Origin of the sequence: Streptomyces sp. SID8374 (assembly GCF_009865135.1) — a bacterium.
Taxonomy (GTDB): domain Bacteria; phylum Actinomycetota; class Actinomycetes; order Streptomycetales; family Streptomycetaceae; genus Streptomyces.
Window position 1 is genome coordinate 1173297 of sequence record NZ_WWGH01000001.1, and the last position, 15222, is coordinate 1188518.

Annotated in this window: 18 protein-coding genes; 4 read left to right on the top strand and 14 right to left on the bottom strand. The window is 73.1% G+C overall.

Annotated features, from left to right (window positions below):
• Window positions 1–173: 173 nt before the first annotated feature.
• A complete protein-coding gene (locus GTY67_RS05265) occupies window positions 174–956 on the top strand; it encodes a hypothetical protein (RefSeq protein WP_093685835.1) in 783 nt (260 codons plus the stop codon).
• A 137-nt stretch (window positions 957–1093) separates the two neighbouring features.
• Window positions 1094–1423: a hypothetical protein gene (locus GTY67_RS05270; RefSeq protein ID WP_093685834.1), complete on the top strand. Its 330-nt coding sequence runs from the start codon at window positions 1094–1096 to the stop codon at window positions 1421–1423.
• 64 nt (window positions 1424–1487) lie between these two features.
• Here the strand turns inward: GTY67_RS05270 and der are convergent, their stop codons facing one another.
• The 7 genes from der to GTY67_RS05305 form a co-directional block, all read right to left on the bottom strand.
• Window positions 1488–2957, bottom strand: a complete 1470-nt coding sequence (der, locus tag GTY67_RS05275) for a ribosome biogenesis GTPase Der (RefSeq protein WP_093685833.1) — start codon at window positions 2955–2957, stop codon at window positions 1488–1490.
• A 78-nt stretch (window positions 2958–3035) separates the two neighbouring features.
• Entirely contained in the window at window positions 3036–3692 is a 657-nt protein-coding gene (locus GTY67_RS05280) for a lysophospholipid acyltransferase family protein (RefSeq protein ID WP_093685832.1), read from the bottom strand.
• Entirely contained in the window at window positions 3689–4384 is a 696-nt protein-coding gene (gene cmk, locus GTY67_RS05285) for a (d)CMP kinase (RefSeq protein ID WP_093685831.1), read from the bottom strand. Before cmk ends, GTY67_RS05280 begins: the two co-directional genes overlap by 4 nt.
• Window positions 4385–4516: 132 nt before the next feature.
• On the bottom strand, window positions 4517–5602 hold the full coding sequence (locus GTY67_RS05290; protein WP_161277932.1) for a prephenate dehydrogenase: 1086 nt from the start codon (window positions 5600–5602) through the stop codon (window positions 4517–4519).
• The gene (gene aroH / locus GTY67_RS05295; RefSeq protein ID WP_161277933.1) at window positions 5599–5961 is read right to left on the bottom strand and encodes a chorismate mutase; all 363 of its coding nucleotides are present in this window, start codon (window positions 5959–5961) and stop codon (window positions 5599–5601) included. Before aroH ends, GTY67_RS05290 begins: the two co-directional genes overlap by 4 nt.
• Window positions 5962–6029: 68 nt before the next feature.
• Window positions 6030–6632, bottom strand: a complete 603-nt coding sequence (locus GTY67_RS05300) for a TetR family transcriptional regulator (RefSeq protein WP_161277934.1) — start codon at window positions 6630–6632, stop codon at window positions 6030–6032.
• A gap of 7 nt (window positions 6633–6639) precedes the next feature.
• Entirely contained in the window at window positions 6640–7002 is a 363-nt protein-coding gene (locus GTY67_RS05305) for a DUF1304 domain-containing protein (RefSeq protein ID WP_161277935.1), read from the bottom strand.
• A 134-nt stretch (window positions 7003–7136) separates the two neighbouring features.
• Between GTY67_RS05305 and GTY67_RS05310 the strand changes: the two genes are divergently transcribed.
• The gene (locus GTY67_RS05310) at window positions 7137–7607 is read left to right on the top strand and encodes a Rieske (2Fe-2S) protein (protein WP_161277936.1); all 471 of its coding nucleotides are present in this window, start codon (window positions 7137–7139) and stop codon (window positions 7605–7607) included.
• 77 nt (window positions 7608–7684) lie between these two features.
• Window positions 7685–8371 (top strand): nucleotidyltransferase domain-containing protein, encoded by a 687-nt coding sequence (locus tag GTY67_RS05315; protein WP_093685825.1) that lies wholly within the window; start codon window positions 7685–7687, stop codon window positions 8369–8371.
• A 27-nt stretch (window positions 8372–8398) separates the two neighbouring features.
• Here the strand turns inward: GTY67_RS05315 and GTY67_RS05320 are convergent, their stop codons facing one another.
• The 7 genes from GTY67_RS05320 to GTY67_RS05350 all read right to left on the bottom strand — a co-directional run bounded on the left by GTY67_RS05320 (window position 8399) and on the right by GTY67_RS05350 (window position 15173).
• On the bottom strand, window positions 8399–9424 hold the full coding sequence (locus GTY67_RS05320; RefSeq protein ID WP_161277937.1) for an ADP-ribosylglycohydrolase family protein: 1026 nt from the start codon (window positions 9422–9424) through the stop codon (window positions 8399–8401).
• A gap of 47 nt (window positions 9425–9471) precedes the next feature.
• A complete protein-coding gene (locus tag GTY67_RS05325) occupies window positions 9472–10197 on the bottom strand; it encodes an NUDIX domain-containing protein (RefSeq protein ID WP_161277938.1) in 726 nt (241 codons plus the stop codon).
• Window positions 10194–11273 carry an AAA family ATPase gene (locus GTY67_RS05330; RefSeq protein WP_161277939.1) on the bottom strand — a complete coding sequence of 360 codons (1080 nt, stop codon included), beginning with the start codon at window positions 11271–11273 and terminating at the stop codon, window positions 10194–10196. The genes GTY67_RS05325 and GTY67_RS05330 overlap by 4 nt, the downstream gene beginning before the upstream one ends.
• The gene (pnuC, locus tag GTY67_RS05335) at window positions 11270–11926 is read right to left on the bottom strand and encodes a nicotinamide riboside transporter PnuC (protein ID WP_161277940.1); all 657 of its coding nucleotides are present in this window, start codon (window positions 11924–11926) and stop codon (window positions 11270–11272) included. Before pnuC ends, GTY67_RS05330 begins: the two co-directional genes overlap by 4 nt.
• Window positions 11927–12049: 123 nt before the next feature.
• A complete protein-coding gene (locus tag GTY67_RS05340) occupies window positions 12050–13396 on the bottom strand; it encodes a pseudouridine synthase (protein ID WP_161277941.1) in 1347 nt (448 codons plus the stop codon).
• Window positions 13396–14052: an SMC-Scp complex subunit ScpB gene (scpB, locus tag GTY67_RS05345; protein WP_093686506.1), complete on the bottom strand. Its 657-nt coding sequence runs from the start codon at window positions 14050–14052 to the stop codon at window positions 13396–13398. Before scpB ends, GTY67_RS05340 begins: the two co-directional genes overlap by 1 nt.
• Window positions 14049–15173 (bottom strand): segregation/condensation protein A, encoded by a 1125-nt coding sequence (locus GTY67_RS05350; RefSeq protein WP_161279959.1) that lies wholly within the window; start codon window positions 15171–15173, stop codon window positions 14049–14051. Before GTY67_RS05350 ends, scpB begins: the two co-directional genes overlap by 4 nt.
• Between the last annotated feature and the right edge of the window lie 49 nt (window positions 15174–15222).

The following is a 15222-nucleotide window of genomic DNA, read 5'->3' on the forward strand; positions in this document are numbered from 1 at the left end:
GCCCGCTCCACACCGGTTCCCGGGACGCGGAAGTCGACTCCTCGACGTAGCGATGTGTCGACCTGGTCTGCACTTCCGTCCCCGCCGGTGCGTGACCCCGGCCACGGATCCCGCGTTGTCTCTTCATGAGCCGGGAACCCCCCGGCCCACGTACCGAGTTCGAGGAGCCACCCGTGCCGCGCATGCTCGACGTCAGCCAGGACGTACGCGCCGAGATCGGCGACGACGAAGCCGACCGGCTGCTCGTCGGCGACGACACTCCCGGCAGCTACGACTGCACCTCCTGCCGCACCCCCGGCGACTCCGACCAGGAGCGCACCAGCACGGTGCTGTTCATCGGGGACGAGACCGCCGTGCTCGCGTTCGCCCACGCGACGTGCATCCCCTCGCAGGTCGTCAAGGTCGCGGAGGACCAGCTCCAGGGCGCGGTGCGCAGTATCACCGGCAGCGAGCAGCAGAATACGGAGGGGCGCATGCCCGAACAGGCCGTCCTCGGCATCACCAGCGGTCTCGTTCTCATCGAGGACGATGTCCGCCCGGCCCTGGTCGTCGAACCGACCGGACCGGTCGCCCGGCCCGGCACCGACGGCAGCGGGGGCGACGAGTTCCTCCAGCTGCTGCTGGAGCAGGGCTTCCACCCGGCCCCCGACCTGACCGCGCTCCCGGCGCCGCTGCCCGGCTGGTCCGTGCTGCTCGCCGTGGGCCAGCTGCACGCCGTGCTCCAGCCGGGCTCCGGCGGCGGCAACCCGGTCGCCTGGTGGCAGGCCCATCAGCCGCTCCAGGTGACCGACGGCTGGCGGGCCGCGGTCAACAAGTCGCAGACGGTCCTCGTCTTCGCCGCCCCGGCCGGGACCATCGGCCAGCAGCCGCGCGAGGACCTGCTCCGGGACGCCCTGGAGAAGGCCGCGGTCAACGGGGTCCTGGTCGCCGCGTCCATGCCGCTGGCCGGGACCTGATCATGTCCGCCCCGTCCGGGCACCCCCGCCGAACAGCGTTTTCTCCGGCGGGGCCGCATCCGACGGGCGACGAGGTCGTTGGCACCTACGTGCACTCATACGACCCCTCCCGCCAGCACCAGAGCCAGATTCCTGCCATGCGTCCCTCGCAGGAGCCATCGGTGGGCACGTCCGCCACCCCGATCTACGACGCGCTGTACTCCGAGTACCGGCGCTCGTTCCGGGCGCTGCCGGGTGACCGGAGCGGTGAGGAGAACCTCCGCTTCCCGGCCTTCGGCGCCGGGCTCTTCGCCACCCGGGCGCCGCTGAGCGGCCACCCCTCCCCGGCCGCTCAGGGCCGGCACAGCGGGACCGGCAGCGCCCAGAGCCAGCACACCACCGGGACCCTCGGGTCCTGGCAGCGGGTGGGCCGGCACGCCGGACGCCCCCGGCCGGCGGCGCTTCCGCCGGGCTCCCGGGAGTCCTGAGAGCGGGTACGAGAGTGGCCCGGCACCCATGTGGGTGCCGGGCCACTCTCGTACCCGCGACGTGCTACTTGTTGCGGCCGCGCTTCTCGCGGACGCGGACCGAGATGTGGATCGGGGTGCCCTCGAAGCCGAACTCCTCCCGCAGACGGCGCTCCACGAAGCGGCGGTAGCCGTGCTCCAGGAAGCCGGAGGCGAAGAGCACGAACCGCGGCGGCTTGGTGCCCGCCTGGGTGCCGAACAGGATGCGCGGCTGCTTGCCACCGCGGATCGGGTGCGGGTGGGAGGCGACGATCTCACCGAGGAAGGCGTTGAGCCGGCCGGTGGGGACGCGGGTCTCCCAGCCCTCGATCGCGGTCTCGATCGCCGGGACGAGCTTCTCCATGTGCCGGCCGGTGAGGGCCGAGACATTGACGCGGGGCGCCCAGGAGATCTGCGCGAGCTCCGTCTCGATCTCGCGCTCCAGGTAGTAGCGGCGCTCCTCGTCGAGGGTGTCCCACTTGTTGAACGCCACGACGAGCGCGCGCCCGGCATCCACGGCCATGGTGATGATCCGCTGGTCCTGGACGCTGATGGACTCGCTGGAGTCGATCAGGACGACGGCGACCTCCGCCTTCTCCACGGCGGCCGCCGTACGGAGCGAGGCGTAGTAGTCCGCGCCTTCCTGGAGGTGGACGCGGCGGCGGATACCGGCCGTGTCGATGAACTTCCAGGTGATGCCGCCGAGCTTGATCAGCTCGTCGACCGGGTCGCGGGTGGTGCCGGCCTGCTCGTTGACGACGACCCGGTCCTCGCCCGCGACCTTGTTCAGCAGGGAGGACTTGCCGACGTTCGGGCGGCCGATCAGCGCGATGCGGCGGGGACCGCCGAGCGTGGTGCCGAACTTCTGCTCCGGGGCGTCCGGGAGGGCTTCGAGGACCGCGTCCAGCATGTCGCCGGTGCCGCGGCCGTGCAGCGAGGAGACCGGGTAGGGCTCGCCGAGGCCGAGCGACCACAGGGCGGTGGCGTCCGCCTCGCCGCTCTGGCCGTCGACCTTGTTGGCGCAGAGCACGACGGGCTTGCCCGCGCGGCGCAGCAGCTTGACGACGGCCTCGTCGGTGTCGGTGGCGCCGACGGTCGCGTCGACCACGAAGACGACGGCGTCGGCCGTCTCGATGGCGTACTCCGCCTGGGCGGCGACGGAGGCGTCAAGCCCCAGCACGTCCTGCTCCCAGCCGCCGGTGTCCATGACCTTGAAGCGGCGGCCCGCCCACTCGGCCTCGTAGCTGACGCGGTCGCGGGTGACGCCGGGCTTGTCCTGCACGACGGCCTCACGGCGGCCGATGATCCGGTTCACCAGCGTCGACTTGCCGACATTGGGGCGGCCGACGACGGCGAGCACGGGAAGCGGGCCGTGACCGGCCTCGCCGAGGGCGCCCTCGACCTCTTCGGGGTCGAAGCCCTCCTGCGCGGCGAGCTCCATGAACTCCGCGTACTCGGCATCGCCAAGTTCTCCGTGCTCGTGGTCCGAGCCGTCGGAGTGAATCTGGTCGTTCATGAAGTCCGTTCCTCTTTGCATCATCATCGATGGACCACGATCACCGCGGTCCACTACTCAAGTCAGGTCAAGTCTCGCCTATCGCCCGGTGAGGCGCTTGGCGCTTTCCAGGTGGGCGGTGAGCTTCGCCTGGATCCGCAGCGTCGCCTCGTCCAGCGCCTTGCGGGTGCGCCGCCCGTCACCGGCGCTCGCGTCGAACGCGTCACCGAAGACGACGTCGACCCGGCTGCGCAGCGGGGGCAGCCCTCGTATCAACCGCCCGCGCCGCTCGGTGCTTCCCAGGACGGCGACGGGGACGATGGGCGCCCCGCCCCGTACCGCGAAGTACGCGAGTCCGGCCCGCAGCGAGGCGAAGTCGCCCTCGCCCCGGGTGCCCTCCGGGAAGATCCCGAGCGCCCCGCCGTCCGCCAGCACACCGAGCGCGTGGCTGATGGCGGTGCGGTCGACGGTCGTACGGTCCACCTCGATCTGGCCGATCCCGTGCAGGAACGGGTCGAGGGGGCCGACGAACGCCTCCTTCTTGATCAGGAAGTGCACCGGCCGGGGTGCGGTCCCCATCAGCATCGGTCCGTCGATGTTGTGGGAGTGGTTCACCGCGAGTATGACGGGTCCGGCGGCGGGCACGCGCCACGCGCCGAGCACCCGCGGCTTCCACAGCCCGTACATCAGGCCGATGCCGATCCGCCGCCCGACCGCCGCTCCGCGCAGGGTGGGCGCCCCCGTGGCGTCGCTCACGCGGCGGTCCGCTTCTCCTCGACGAGGGTGACGACGCACTCGATGACCTGCTGGAGGGTCAGCTCGGTGGTGTCCACCTCGACGGCGTCGTCCGCCTTGGCGAGGGGGGAGGTCTTCCGGCCGGAGTCGGCGGCGTCCCGCTTGATCAGGGCCTCGCGGGTGGCCGCCAGGTCGGAGCCCTTGACCTCACCGCTGCGGCGGGCGGCGCGGGCTTCCGGGGAGGCGGTGAGGAAGATCTTGATGTCGGCGTCGGGCAGCACGGTGGTGCCGATGTCCCGGCCCTCGACGACGATGCCGCCCTCGGCGCCCGCGGCGATGGTGCGCTGGAGCTCGGTGATGATCGTGCGCACCTCGGGGACCGCGCTGACGGCGCTGACCTTGGAGGTGACCTCCTGGGTGCGGATCGGGCCCGAGGCGTCCTCGCCGTCGACGGTGATCGTCGGTCCGGTCGGGTCGGTGCCGGAGACGATCACGGGCTTGGCGGCGGCGGTGGCGATCTCGGCGGGGCTGGTCACGTCGATGCCGTTGTTCAGCATCCACCAGGTGATGGCCCGGTACTGCGCGCCGGTGTCCAGGTAGCTCAGGCCGAGCTTGGCGGCGACGGCCTTGGAAGTGCTCGACTTGCCGGTGCCGGAGGGCCCGTCGATGGCGACGATCACTGCGGAGCTTGCGGTTTCCACGGCGGTGGACACCTTCCTGGTACACGGGGTGGGGACGGACGGGCCTGCGGGCGGCCTCGTACCAGGTTACCGAGTGCCGGGCGCGCCCTTGTACCCCGTACGGCGGAGGCGGCCGGGCCCCCGGCCGCCTCTCCCCCACCGGCCTCAGCTGCGGACCGACCAGCCGCGCTCGGTGAGGGCGGCGCTCAGCACGGGGACCGAGCTCGGCTCCACCATGATCTGGACCAGGCCCGCCTGCTGCCCGGTGGCGTGTTCGATGCGTACGTCCTCGATGTTGACCCCGGCCCGGCCTGCGTCGGCGAAGATCGCGGCCAGCTCGCCCGGCTTGTCGCCGATGAGGACGGCCACGGTCTCGTACGCGGCGGGGGCGGCGCCGTGCTTGCCGGGGACCCGGACGCGGCCCGCGTTGCCCCGGCGCAGGACGTCCTCGATGGCGTCGGTGCCCGCGCGCCGCTTCTCCTCGTCGGCGGAGTGCAGGCCGCGCAGCGCGGTCACGGTCTCCTCCAGGTCGGCGGCGACCCCGGCGAGGACGTCGGCGACGGGTCCGGGGTTGGCGGAGAGGATCTCCACCCACATCCGGGGGTCGGATGCGGCGATCCGGGTCACATCGCGGATGCCCTGGCCGCAGAGGCGTACGGCACTCTCGTCGGCCTCCTCAAGGCGTGCGGCGACCATGGAGGAGATCAGCTGCGGGGTATGCGAGACGAGGGCGACGGCCCGGTCGTGGGCATCGGCGTCCATGACCACCGGGACGGCCCGGCAGAGTGCCACCAGCTCCAGCGCGAGGTTGAGGACCTCGGTGTCGGTGTCCCTGGTCGGGGTGAGGACCCAGGGGCGCCCCTCGAAGAGGTCGCCGGTGGCGGCGAGCGGCCCCGAGCGCTCCTTGCCCGCCATCGGGTGCGTACCGATGTACGGGGTGAGGTCGAGGCCCATCGCCTCCAGCTCACGGCGGGGCCCGCCCTTGACGCTGGCGACGTCCAGGTAGCCGCGCGCCACCCCGTCGCGCATGGCGCGGGCGAGGACGGTGGCGGTGTGGGCGGGCGGTACGGCGATGACCGCGAGGTCGACCGGGCCTGCGGGCGGCTCGTCCGTACCGGCGCCGAGGGCAGCGGCTGTGCGGGCCGACTCGGGGTCGTGGTCGACGAGGTGGACGTGGACGGAGCGGCCGGAGAGCGCGAGGGCGGCGGAGGTGCCGACGAGCCCGGTTCCGATGACGAGGGCGGTTCTCACTGGGCGATGTCCTTGCGCAGGGCGGCGGTGGCACCGAGGTAGACGTGGCTGATCTCGGCGCGCGGGAGGTAGGTCTCGACGTGGGCGAGGAGGCGGACGACGCGGGGCATGGCGCCCTCGATGTCCAGCTCCTGGGCGCAGATCAGGGGTACGTCGACGACCCCGAGGCCGCGCGCGGCGGCGGCCGGGAAGTCGCTGTGCAGGTCCGGGGTGGCGGTGAACCAGATGCTGATCAGGTCGTCGGCGACCAGCCCGTTGCGTTCCAGGACGGCCGTGAGCAGCTCACCGACCCGCTCGTCCATGTGTCCGGCCTCGTCCCGCTCCAGCTGGACGGCGCCTCGGACCGCTCGTACCGCCACGTCGTACTCCTTGTTCGTTCACGTCAGCGCTGCTCCCGATCACCCTAGAGGGGACGTGCCGGGCCCGGTCACCGCGCTCTCCGGTTGAGACGGGCGGTGGCGTGGACCGCGAGGAGCATGCGCCAGATCCGGCCGGCGAGCTGCCCGGGGTCGGCGGCGACCCGCCCGTGCACCCAGTCGGCGAGGACCCCGGTGAAGATCCCGGCGACGGCGCTCGCGGTGAGGTCGTGTCCGGTCTCCCCCGGGCGGCGGGCGCGCAGCTCGTCGAGGCTGCGCTGCCGCAGCTCCCGGTGGAGCAGCTCACCGAGCGGCCCGCCGCCGCCCTCGCGGAGCAGGCTGCGGTAGACGGGCGCCCGGGCGTGGACGGAGGCGAGGAGGGCGGCGAGCGGGGCCGGGGGCGCGTCGGGGCCGGGCGGTGCGCCGTCCCAGGCGTGCAGGGCGTCGACCGCCTCGGTGACGACCTCGGCGCAGGCGTCCACCGCGAGGGCGTGCAGGTCGTCGTAGTGGAGGTAGAAGGTGGCGCGCCCGACCCCGGCACCCCGGACCACCTGCGCGACGCTGACCTGTTCGAGTGGCCGGTGCTCGCAGGCGGCGAGCAGGGCGGCGCGGAGCTTGGCCCGGGTGCGTGCGGTACGGGGGTCGGCGCTGCCGTCGGTCACCGCGGGCGTCAACGGAGGCTCACCCGGCGAGCAGGACGGCGCCGAGGGCGAGCGCGGCCGGCACGGCCTGGACGTAGAGGATCTTCCGGCTCACGGTGGCGGCCCCGTAGACCCCGGCGACGATCAGGCAGCTCAGGAAGAAGACCTGCGCCTGGAAGGCGACGGGGTCGGCGGCGACGAGTCCCCAGACCAGACCGGCGGCCATGAAGCCGTTGTAGAGGCCCTGGTTGGCGGCGAGGGTGGCGCTCTCCCGGGAGAAGGCGGGGGTCGTGCCGAAGGCATTGCGGCCGCGGTCGGTGTCCCAGAGGAACATCTCCAGGACGAGGAAGTAGGCGTGGATCAGCGCGACGAGCGCGACCAGGACCTGAGCGGTGATGTGCATGGGGTCGGCCTCCCAGGGGCGATTTCCTGGACGACTGTACAGGAAGTGTCCTGGGCCCGCCCGGTTGCTTCACCTGCGCGCTCCCCGGCACCACGATGGCGAGCACGGATCACCCCACGACAACTGGAGAGCCCATGAACGCGAACACACGGCGAAGGACTGTTCTGACCGCGGGTGCGGCGGGCGCCGCCGCGCTGGTGACCGGCTGCGGATCCTCCGGCGACGAGAGCGGCGGCGGAGACGCGAGTGGTACGCCGACGGGTACGGCCTCGGACGCCGCATCGCCCGGGACCTCCCCCGACGCCTCGCCCGGCGGCGGGGAGGAACTCGCCTCGACGGACGACATCCCGGTCGGCGGCGGCACGATCTTCAAGGAGCAGAAGGTGGTGGTGACGCAGCCGGAGGAGGGCGAGTTCAAGGCCTTCTCCGCCGTCTGCACGCACGCCCAGTGCCTCGTCTCGACGGTCAGCGACGGCACCATCAACTGCCCGTGCCACGGCTCCAAGTTCTCCATCACGGACGCGGCGGTCGAGACCGGCCCGGCGACCCGCCCGCTGCCGGCCGAACAGATCACCGTCGCGGGCGGGTCGATCCGGCTGGGCTGAGGGCGGGGCGGCACCCCGGGGGCGAGGGGCCGAAAACCCGGGAGCGGGGCGCCCGCCGTCCCCGTACGCTCTCGGCCATGATCACTCCCGCCGACGAATCCCTCGTACGCGACCACACGGTCTACGCGTGCGTGATGGGCTCACGCGCCTTCGGTCTGGCGACGGAGGACAGCGACACGGACCGGCGGGGTGTGTTCGTCGCCCCCACCCCGCTGTTCTGGCGCCTCGACAAGCCCCCGACGCACATCGAGGGCCCCGCCCCCGAGCAGTTCTCGTGGGAGCTGGAGCGCTTCTGCGAGCTGGCACTGCGGGCCAACCCGAATGTGCTGGAGTGCCTGCACTCCCCGCTGGTGGAGTACGTGGACGGCACCGGCCGCGAACTGGTGGCGCTGCGCGGGGCGTTCCTCTCCCGCCTGGCCCACACCACGTTCGTCCGCTACGCGCTGGGCCAGCGGAGGAAGCTGGAGGCGGACGTACGGCAGTTCGGGGCGCCGCGCTGGAAGCACGCCATGCACCTGCTGCGGCTCCTGGCGAGCAGCCGGGACCTCCTGCGTACCGGCGAGCTGCACATCGGTGTCGGCGACGCCCGCGATGAGCTGCTGGCGGTGAAGCGGGGCGAGGTGCCCTGGCCGGAGGTGGAGCGCCGGATGAACCGCCTGGCGGAGGAGAACGACGAGGCGGTGACCTCGTCCCCGCTGCCGCCCGGGCCGGACCGGGCGGCGGTGGAGGACTTCCTGGTACGGGTCCGGGCGGCGTCGGCCTAGGGGCCGGGCGTCGGGGATCCTGTCGGCTCAGGCGTCCCAGAGCGCCGCCAGGGAGAGCAGGTCGCTGCGGTACTCGATGCGCTCCGACCACTCCTGGGGCCAGGCCCCCGCGCCCAGGTGGGCGCCGGCGAACGCGCCTGCCAGGCAGGCGATGGAGTCGGAGTCGCCCCGGGTGCAGGCGGCCCGGCGCAGGGCGGTGAGCGGGTCCTCGGGGAAGAGCAGGAAGCAGTGCAGGGCCGTGGCGAGGGCCTCCTCGGCGATCCAGCCGTCGCCGGTCCGCTCGCACGGGTCGGTCTCCGGGGACGGGGTGCGCAGCGCCTCCTGGAGGGCGGCCAGGGCCACCTGGCACTCGTCCCAGCCGCGGCTGATGAACGCCTCGGGCGAGGTGTCCCCCGCGTACCGCCACAGGTCGCCGAGCCAGCGGGCGTGGTAGCGGCCGGTGTTGTCGTAGGCGTAGCTGCGCAACTGGCCGATCAGGCCGAGCGGTTCGGCGCCCTGGGCGAGCAGGTGGACCGCGCGGGCGGTGAGGTCGGAGGCGGCCAGCGCGGTGGGGTGGCCGTGGGTGAGGGCGGCCTGGAGCTGGGCGGCTCCGGCGCGCTGCTCGTCGCTGAGGCCGGGGACGAGGCCGATCGGCGCGACCCGCATGTTGGCGCCGCACCCCTTGGAGCGGGTCTGGCTCGCCTCCTGCCAGACGCGGGTGGATTCGAGCATGCGGCAGGCGGTGAGGCAGGTGTTGCCGGGGGCCCGGTTGTTCTCCGGCGAGTGGTACCAGGCGATGAACTCCCGCCGTACCGGGTCCACCAGGCGCTCCGGGGTGAGCAGCCCGCTGTCCATGGCGGTACGGATTCCCCGGCCGAGCGCGATCGTCATCTGGGTGTCGTCGGTGACGATGGCGGGCGTCGGCAGCTCCATGTGCCGCCAGGGGCCGCACTTGGCGAGGATGGCGGGCACGTCGTCGAACTCGGTGGGGAAGCCCAGCGCGTCACCGAGCGCGAGCCCGGTCAGTGAGCCGGTGGCCGCCTGCTTGGTGATTCTTCGGGTGGCTGTGGTCATGGCGTTCGTCCTTCCGGGCGCGAGAGAGGTGGGAGTCTTTCCGAGGGCTACGGCTGCGGGCGCAGCAGGGGCGGGTGCAGGGTCGCCGTGCCGCCCGCCCGGTACAGCGCGGCCGGTTTGCCCCGGCCTCCCGTGCGGCGCGGCGGGCCGTCCACCGGCTGGACGAAGCCCGGCACGTTCAGGACCTTGCGCCGGAAGTTGGGGCGGTCCAACTCGACGCCCCACACCGTCTCGTACACCTGCTGAAGCTCGCCGAGCGTGAACTCGGCCGGGCAGAACTCCGTGGCCAGGCAGGTGTATTCGAGCTTGGCGCCGATCCGGTCGCGGGCGTCGGCCACGATGCGGTCGTGGTCGAAGGCGAGCGGACCGGTGGAGCCCACGTCCCACCACCGCGCGCTCGCCGCGTCGCCGCCGCCGCGCGGTTCGGGCAGGTCGGGCAGGAGTGCGGCGTACGCGACCGAGACGACCCGCATCCTCGGGTCGCGGTCCGGGTCGGTGTAGGTGCGCAGCTGCTCCAGGTGGAGGGTGCCCACGGCGTCGGGGCCAAGGCCGGTCTCCTCGGCCAGCTCGCGGCGGGCGGCCTCGTCGGCGGACTCGCGGGGCAGGACGAAGCCGCCCGGCAGCGCCCAGCGCCCCCGGAACGGTTCCTGGCCGCGTTCCACCAGCAGGACGTGGAGCGCCGCGGCCCGGACGGTGAAGACCGCGAGGTCGACGGTGACCGCGAAGGGCGGGAAGGCGTGCGGGTCGTACCCTTCCGGTACGCCGGTGCTCATCGCTTCTCCGGGAGCGGGGCGGCGAAGTCCCAGCCGGTGGCGAGGAGTTCGTCCACGGCGGTGACGGCGGCGGCGAGACGGGCCTCGGGCGGGCCGGTGATCTCGATGAACCGGCGTCCCGTGCGGGTGAGTTCGGCGCGGAAGCGGTCGGTCATCCAGGGCCGCAGCTCTTCGCCGTCGCGCAGCCCGTCGTCCTCGAAGGCGACGCCCTCGTGGTCGGTGAGCAGCCAGAGGTGGTGGGCGGTCCGGTCCGCGATCTCCTCGACGAGCGGGTTGCGCCCGCCGACGTACCGCTCGTGCCAGACGGTGGTGGCGAAGGAGTCCGTGTCGCAGAAGAGGACCGGGGAGCCGGTGCGGGCGGCGGCTTCCTCCCGCTCGTTCTGGGTCCGCGCGATGAGCGGGAAGTCGTCGGTGGTGAAGGTGACGTCCTCCCAGGCGGCCCCGGGCCACCGCTCCCGCAGGGCGGCGAGCTTCTGCTCGCTGTACTCGCGCCCGTACTCCGCGACGTACCCCGTCCGCGCCCAGACCCCGCCCCGGCCCCGGTAGCGGTCGGTGAGGGCCCGCGCCAGGGTGGTGGTGCCGGTGGACTCGGCGCCGAGGACGACGACCCGGCGGGCGAGGGCGGCCCGGACCGGCGCCCGGAGGAAGTCCCAGCAGCCGACCGGGTCCTTGCGCACGGCGGTGCCGGAGACCGGGAAGAGGGTGCGGTCGGGGTCGACGAGGACGGACGCGGCACCGAAGCGGCGGCCGAGCTCCTCCCCGTACGCCTCCGAGGTGAAGACCGCGTCGACCCGCTCGGGCACGGCGGCGGTGAAGACGGCCATGTGGGCGTCCCAGACCGCCGGGTCGGTCACGTCCATGTGCGTGTCGTCGACCGCGCCGACCACCGTGACGTCCGGGTGCACCTCGCGCATCCAGGCCACCCGGTCCGCGAGCGGCACGGACTCCACGGAGGCGGCGCAGACCAGCACGGTCAGCCGTTCGCAGCGGTCCTGGGCGGACCGGACGAGGTGGTGGTGGCCCGCGTGCGGCGGGTAGAACTTGCCCAGCACCAGGCCGTGTTCGTAAGCCTTCATGCCGTGGCCACCTCCAGCGGGCGGGCGTTGCGGGCGGTCAGGTCGCGGTGCCAGCTGCGCAGCCCGACCAGGCAGAGCGCGAGGAACCCGGCGTACAGCAGCGAGGTCAGATACAGCCCCTTGTGCGCGTAGAGCGGGATGTAGACCAGGTCGGCCGCGATCCACAGCCACCAGGACTCCAGCCGCTTCCGGCACTGCCCGTACGTCGCCATCAGCGACAGCGAGGTCGTCAGGGCGTCCCAGAACGGGACGGTGGAGTCGGTGGCCCGGGTGAGCAGCAGGGTGAGCCCGGCGGTCCCCACCACCCCCGCCGCGAGCAGCCCGGTCCATTCGGTGCGGGTCGTTCTGCGCACCGGCAGGACGGAGGAGCCTGGTCCACCCCCGTGGGTCCAGGTCCACCAGCCGTACGCGGCGAGGGTGATGAAGACGATCTGGAGGCCCGCGTCGGCGTACAGGCCGGCCTGGGCGAACAGCAGGATGAAGAAGACGTTGTTGGCGATGCCGATCGGCCAGTTGGCGATGTGCTGGCGGGCCACGAGCCACACGCAGAGCGCCCCGCTGCCGAATCCCAGCACCTCGGTCCAGCTGACCGGGGTGTCCAGGACGGTCACCAGGGGCTGCTGGAGGGGATCGAGTATGTCCGCGAGGCTCACGGGCCCGCCTCCTCTTTAATAGTCACTCTGACTATAAAGGGTGGGCGGGGGCAGCAAAAGGCCCGCGGCCGGTTCCGTTCGAACTTTCCGAACGGAACCGGCCGCGGGCCTTGCGGAGCGCTGTCAGAGACCGACCTCGCGCATCAGCATGCCGACCTCGGTGTTGGTGAGGCGGCGCAGCCAGCCGGACTTCTGGTCGCCCAGCGGGATCGGCCCGAAGGACGTCCGCACGAGGCGCTCCACCGGGAAGCCGGCCTCGGCCAGCATCCGGCGCACGATGTGCTTGCGGCCCTCGTGGAGGGTCACCTCGACCAGGTAGTTCTTGCCGGTGTTCTCGACGACGCGGAAGTGGTCGGCACGGGCGTAGCCGTCCTCCAGCTGGATGCCGTCCTTGAGCCGCTTGCCGAGGTCGCGCGGCAGGGGGCCCTGGATGGCGGCCAGGTAGGTCTTCTTCACGCCGTACTTGGGGTGCGTGAGGCGGTGGGCCAGCTCACCGTGGTTGGTGAGCATGATGATGCCCTCCGTCTCGGTGTCGAGACGGCCGACGTGGAACAGCCGCGTCTCGCGGTTGGTCACGTAGTCGCCGAGGCACTGGCGGCCGTCCGGGTCCTCCATCGAGGAGACGACGCCCGCGGGCTTGTTCAGCGCGAAGAAGAGGTAGGACTGCGCGGCGACGGTCAGGCCGTCGACCTTGATCTCGTCCTGGTGGACGTCGACCCGCATGCCCTGCTCCACGACGATCTCGCCGTTGACCTCGACCCGGGACTGTTCGATCAGCTCCTCGCACGCGCGGCGCGAGCCCATGCCGGCCCGGGCGAGCACCTTTTGCAGCCGCTCGCCCTCCTGCTCGGCGCCCGGGTGGGTCTTGGGGAGGTTGATCTCGGGCTTGTTCGCGTACCGGTCGCGGTTGCGCTGTTCGATCTTGGCGTCCAGCTCACGCGGGCGCGAGGGTGCGGCACGGCGGAAACCGCCGGTGCGGCCGGAGCCGCCCTGTGCCGACTTCGGGCCGCCCTTGGCGCCGCCGCGGGCCGCCGAGCCGCGGCCCTTGCGGGGGCCGTCCTGCTCGGACCGGGCGCCGGGGGCGTCGTTGCCGACGTCGTAGCGGCGCTCCTCGGGGCGGGGACGGCGGGGGCGCTGCTCCTCGTCACGGCCGCCGCCCTGGTAGCCGGGACGCCCGTCCTGGGAGCGCCCGCCCTGACCGCCGGGACGACCGCCCTGGCTGCCGCCGCGTCCGCCCTGGCCGGTGGGCCGTCCGCCCTGACCGCCGGGACGGCCGCCCGAGGCTCCGGGCCGCCCGCCCTGGCCGCTGCCGCCGCGTCCGCCGCCGCCCTGGCCGCCGGGGCGACCGCCCTGGCCACCGCCGCCCTGGCCCTGGCGGAAGGAGCCGCCGCCGCTGCGGCCGCCACTGCCCGCGCCGCCGCCGCTCCGGCCGCTGCCGCCGCTTCCGCTGTTCCTGCCACTGCTTCGCATCAAAATTCCGTCTTGTCGTCTGCGTGAGTATCCGGGGTGTCCGGTGCGTCCGGATCGAACGACGGCACACCCTCTAGCGTCTCAGCCTCGATCGCGTCCGCCTCGGGGAGGAAGGGCGCGAGTTCCGGGAGCTCGTCCAGGCCGCGCAGGCCCATTCGCTCCAGAAAGTAGTTCGTCGTCCTGTACAGGATCGCACCTGTTTCGGGTTCCGCGCCCGCCTCGGCCACCAAGCCCCTCTGGAGGAGGGTCCGCATGACGCCGTCGCAGTTGACTCCGCGCACCGCCGAGACCCGCGAACGGCTCACCGGCTGCCGGTAGGCGACCACCGCCAGGGTCTCCAGCGCGGCCTGGGTCAGCCGGGCGTGCTGGCCGTCCAGGACGAAGCCCTCGACGGCCGCCGCGTACTCGGGGCGGGTGTAGAACCGCCAGCCGCCCGCCACCAGCCGCAGGTCGAAGCCCCGGCGCTGCACGGTGTACTCGTCGGCCAGCTCCCGCAGCGCGTCCGCCACGGCTCTGCGGGGCCGCTGGAGCACCTTGGCGAGGTGGTCGACGGTGGCGGGCTCGTCGACCACCATGAGGACCGCCTCCAGGGCGGGCTTCAGGTCGAGTGAGGCGACGGCGCTCCCGCCCTCCGCCCGGATCGGCTGCTCGCTCATTCCCGTACGTCCTCCTCCTGCTCGCCCGCCCCGTTCAGCTCCTGGTCGAACTCGTCCGTCACCACCGGCTCCGCGTCCGCCCCGCCGCACCAGGCCACCATCAGGTCGCCGAGCGCCTCGTCCTGGTCCAGGGTGACGGCCTTCTCCCGGTACAGCTCCAGCAGGGCCAGGAAGCGGGCGACCACGGTGAGGGTGTCCGGGGCGTCCTCGGTGAGCACCCGGAAGCTCATCGCCGCCCCGGCCTCGCGCAGCCGCTCCACCACGATGCCCGCCTGCTCCCGCACGCTGACCAGCGGGGCGTGGATGTGGTCGACGTACACCTGGGGCTTCGGCTTCGGCTGCATCGCCTTGACCGCGAGCTTGGCGAACCCCTCGGGCCCGATGCTGATGACCACCTCGGGCAGCAGCTCCGCGTGGTGGTCCTCCAGGCCGACGGTACGGGGGTGGCGGCGGGCCTCGGACTCCAGGCGGCCGCTGAAGATGTCCGCGATCTGCTTGTACGCGCGGTACTGGAGCAGCCGCGCGAAGAGCAGGTCCCGCGCCTCCAGGAGCGCCAGGTCCGCCTCGTCCTCCACCTCGGCGGCGGGCAGCAGCCGGGCGGCCTTGAGGTCCAGCAGGGTGGCGGCGACCACGAGGAACTCGGTGGTCTGGTCGAGGTCCCAGTCCGGGCCCATGGCGCGGATGTACGCCATGAACTCGTCGGTGACCTTCGAGAGCGCGACCTCGGTCACGTCCAGCTTGTGCCGCGAGATCAGCTGGAGGAGCAGGTCGAAGGGGCCCTCGAAGTTCACCAGCCGGACGGTGAAGCGCTTGTCGTCGGATGCTTCCGGAGCTTCTGCGGGCTCCGGATCCGTTTCTGCGACCTCGGGCCCGGGCGGGGCCTCCGGCTCCCGTACGGGCTCAGGCCCGGCTTGTGCGGCCTCCGGCGCGCTTTCCGGCGCTTCCTGTACGGGAACGGCTTCCGGCGCCTCCACGGGCTCCGGAGCCGCCTCCTCCGCCTCCGCAGGGGCATCCACGGCCCCCGCAGGCGTCTCCACGGGCTCCACGGGCGGCGCCGCCGCCCCCGGTCCCCGGCCCAGGGCACGGCGGCGCGGGGCGGCGGGGTCGTGGGGCGGGGGCATGGTGGTCCAGGGGTGGGGCGGGGGCGCGGACGGGCCCCGCCGGTCGGCG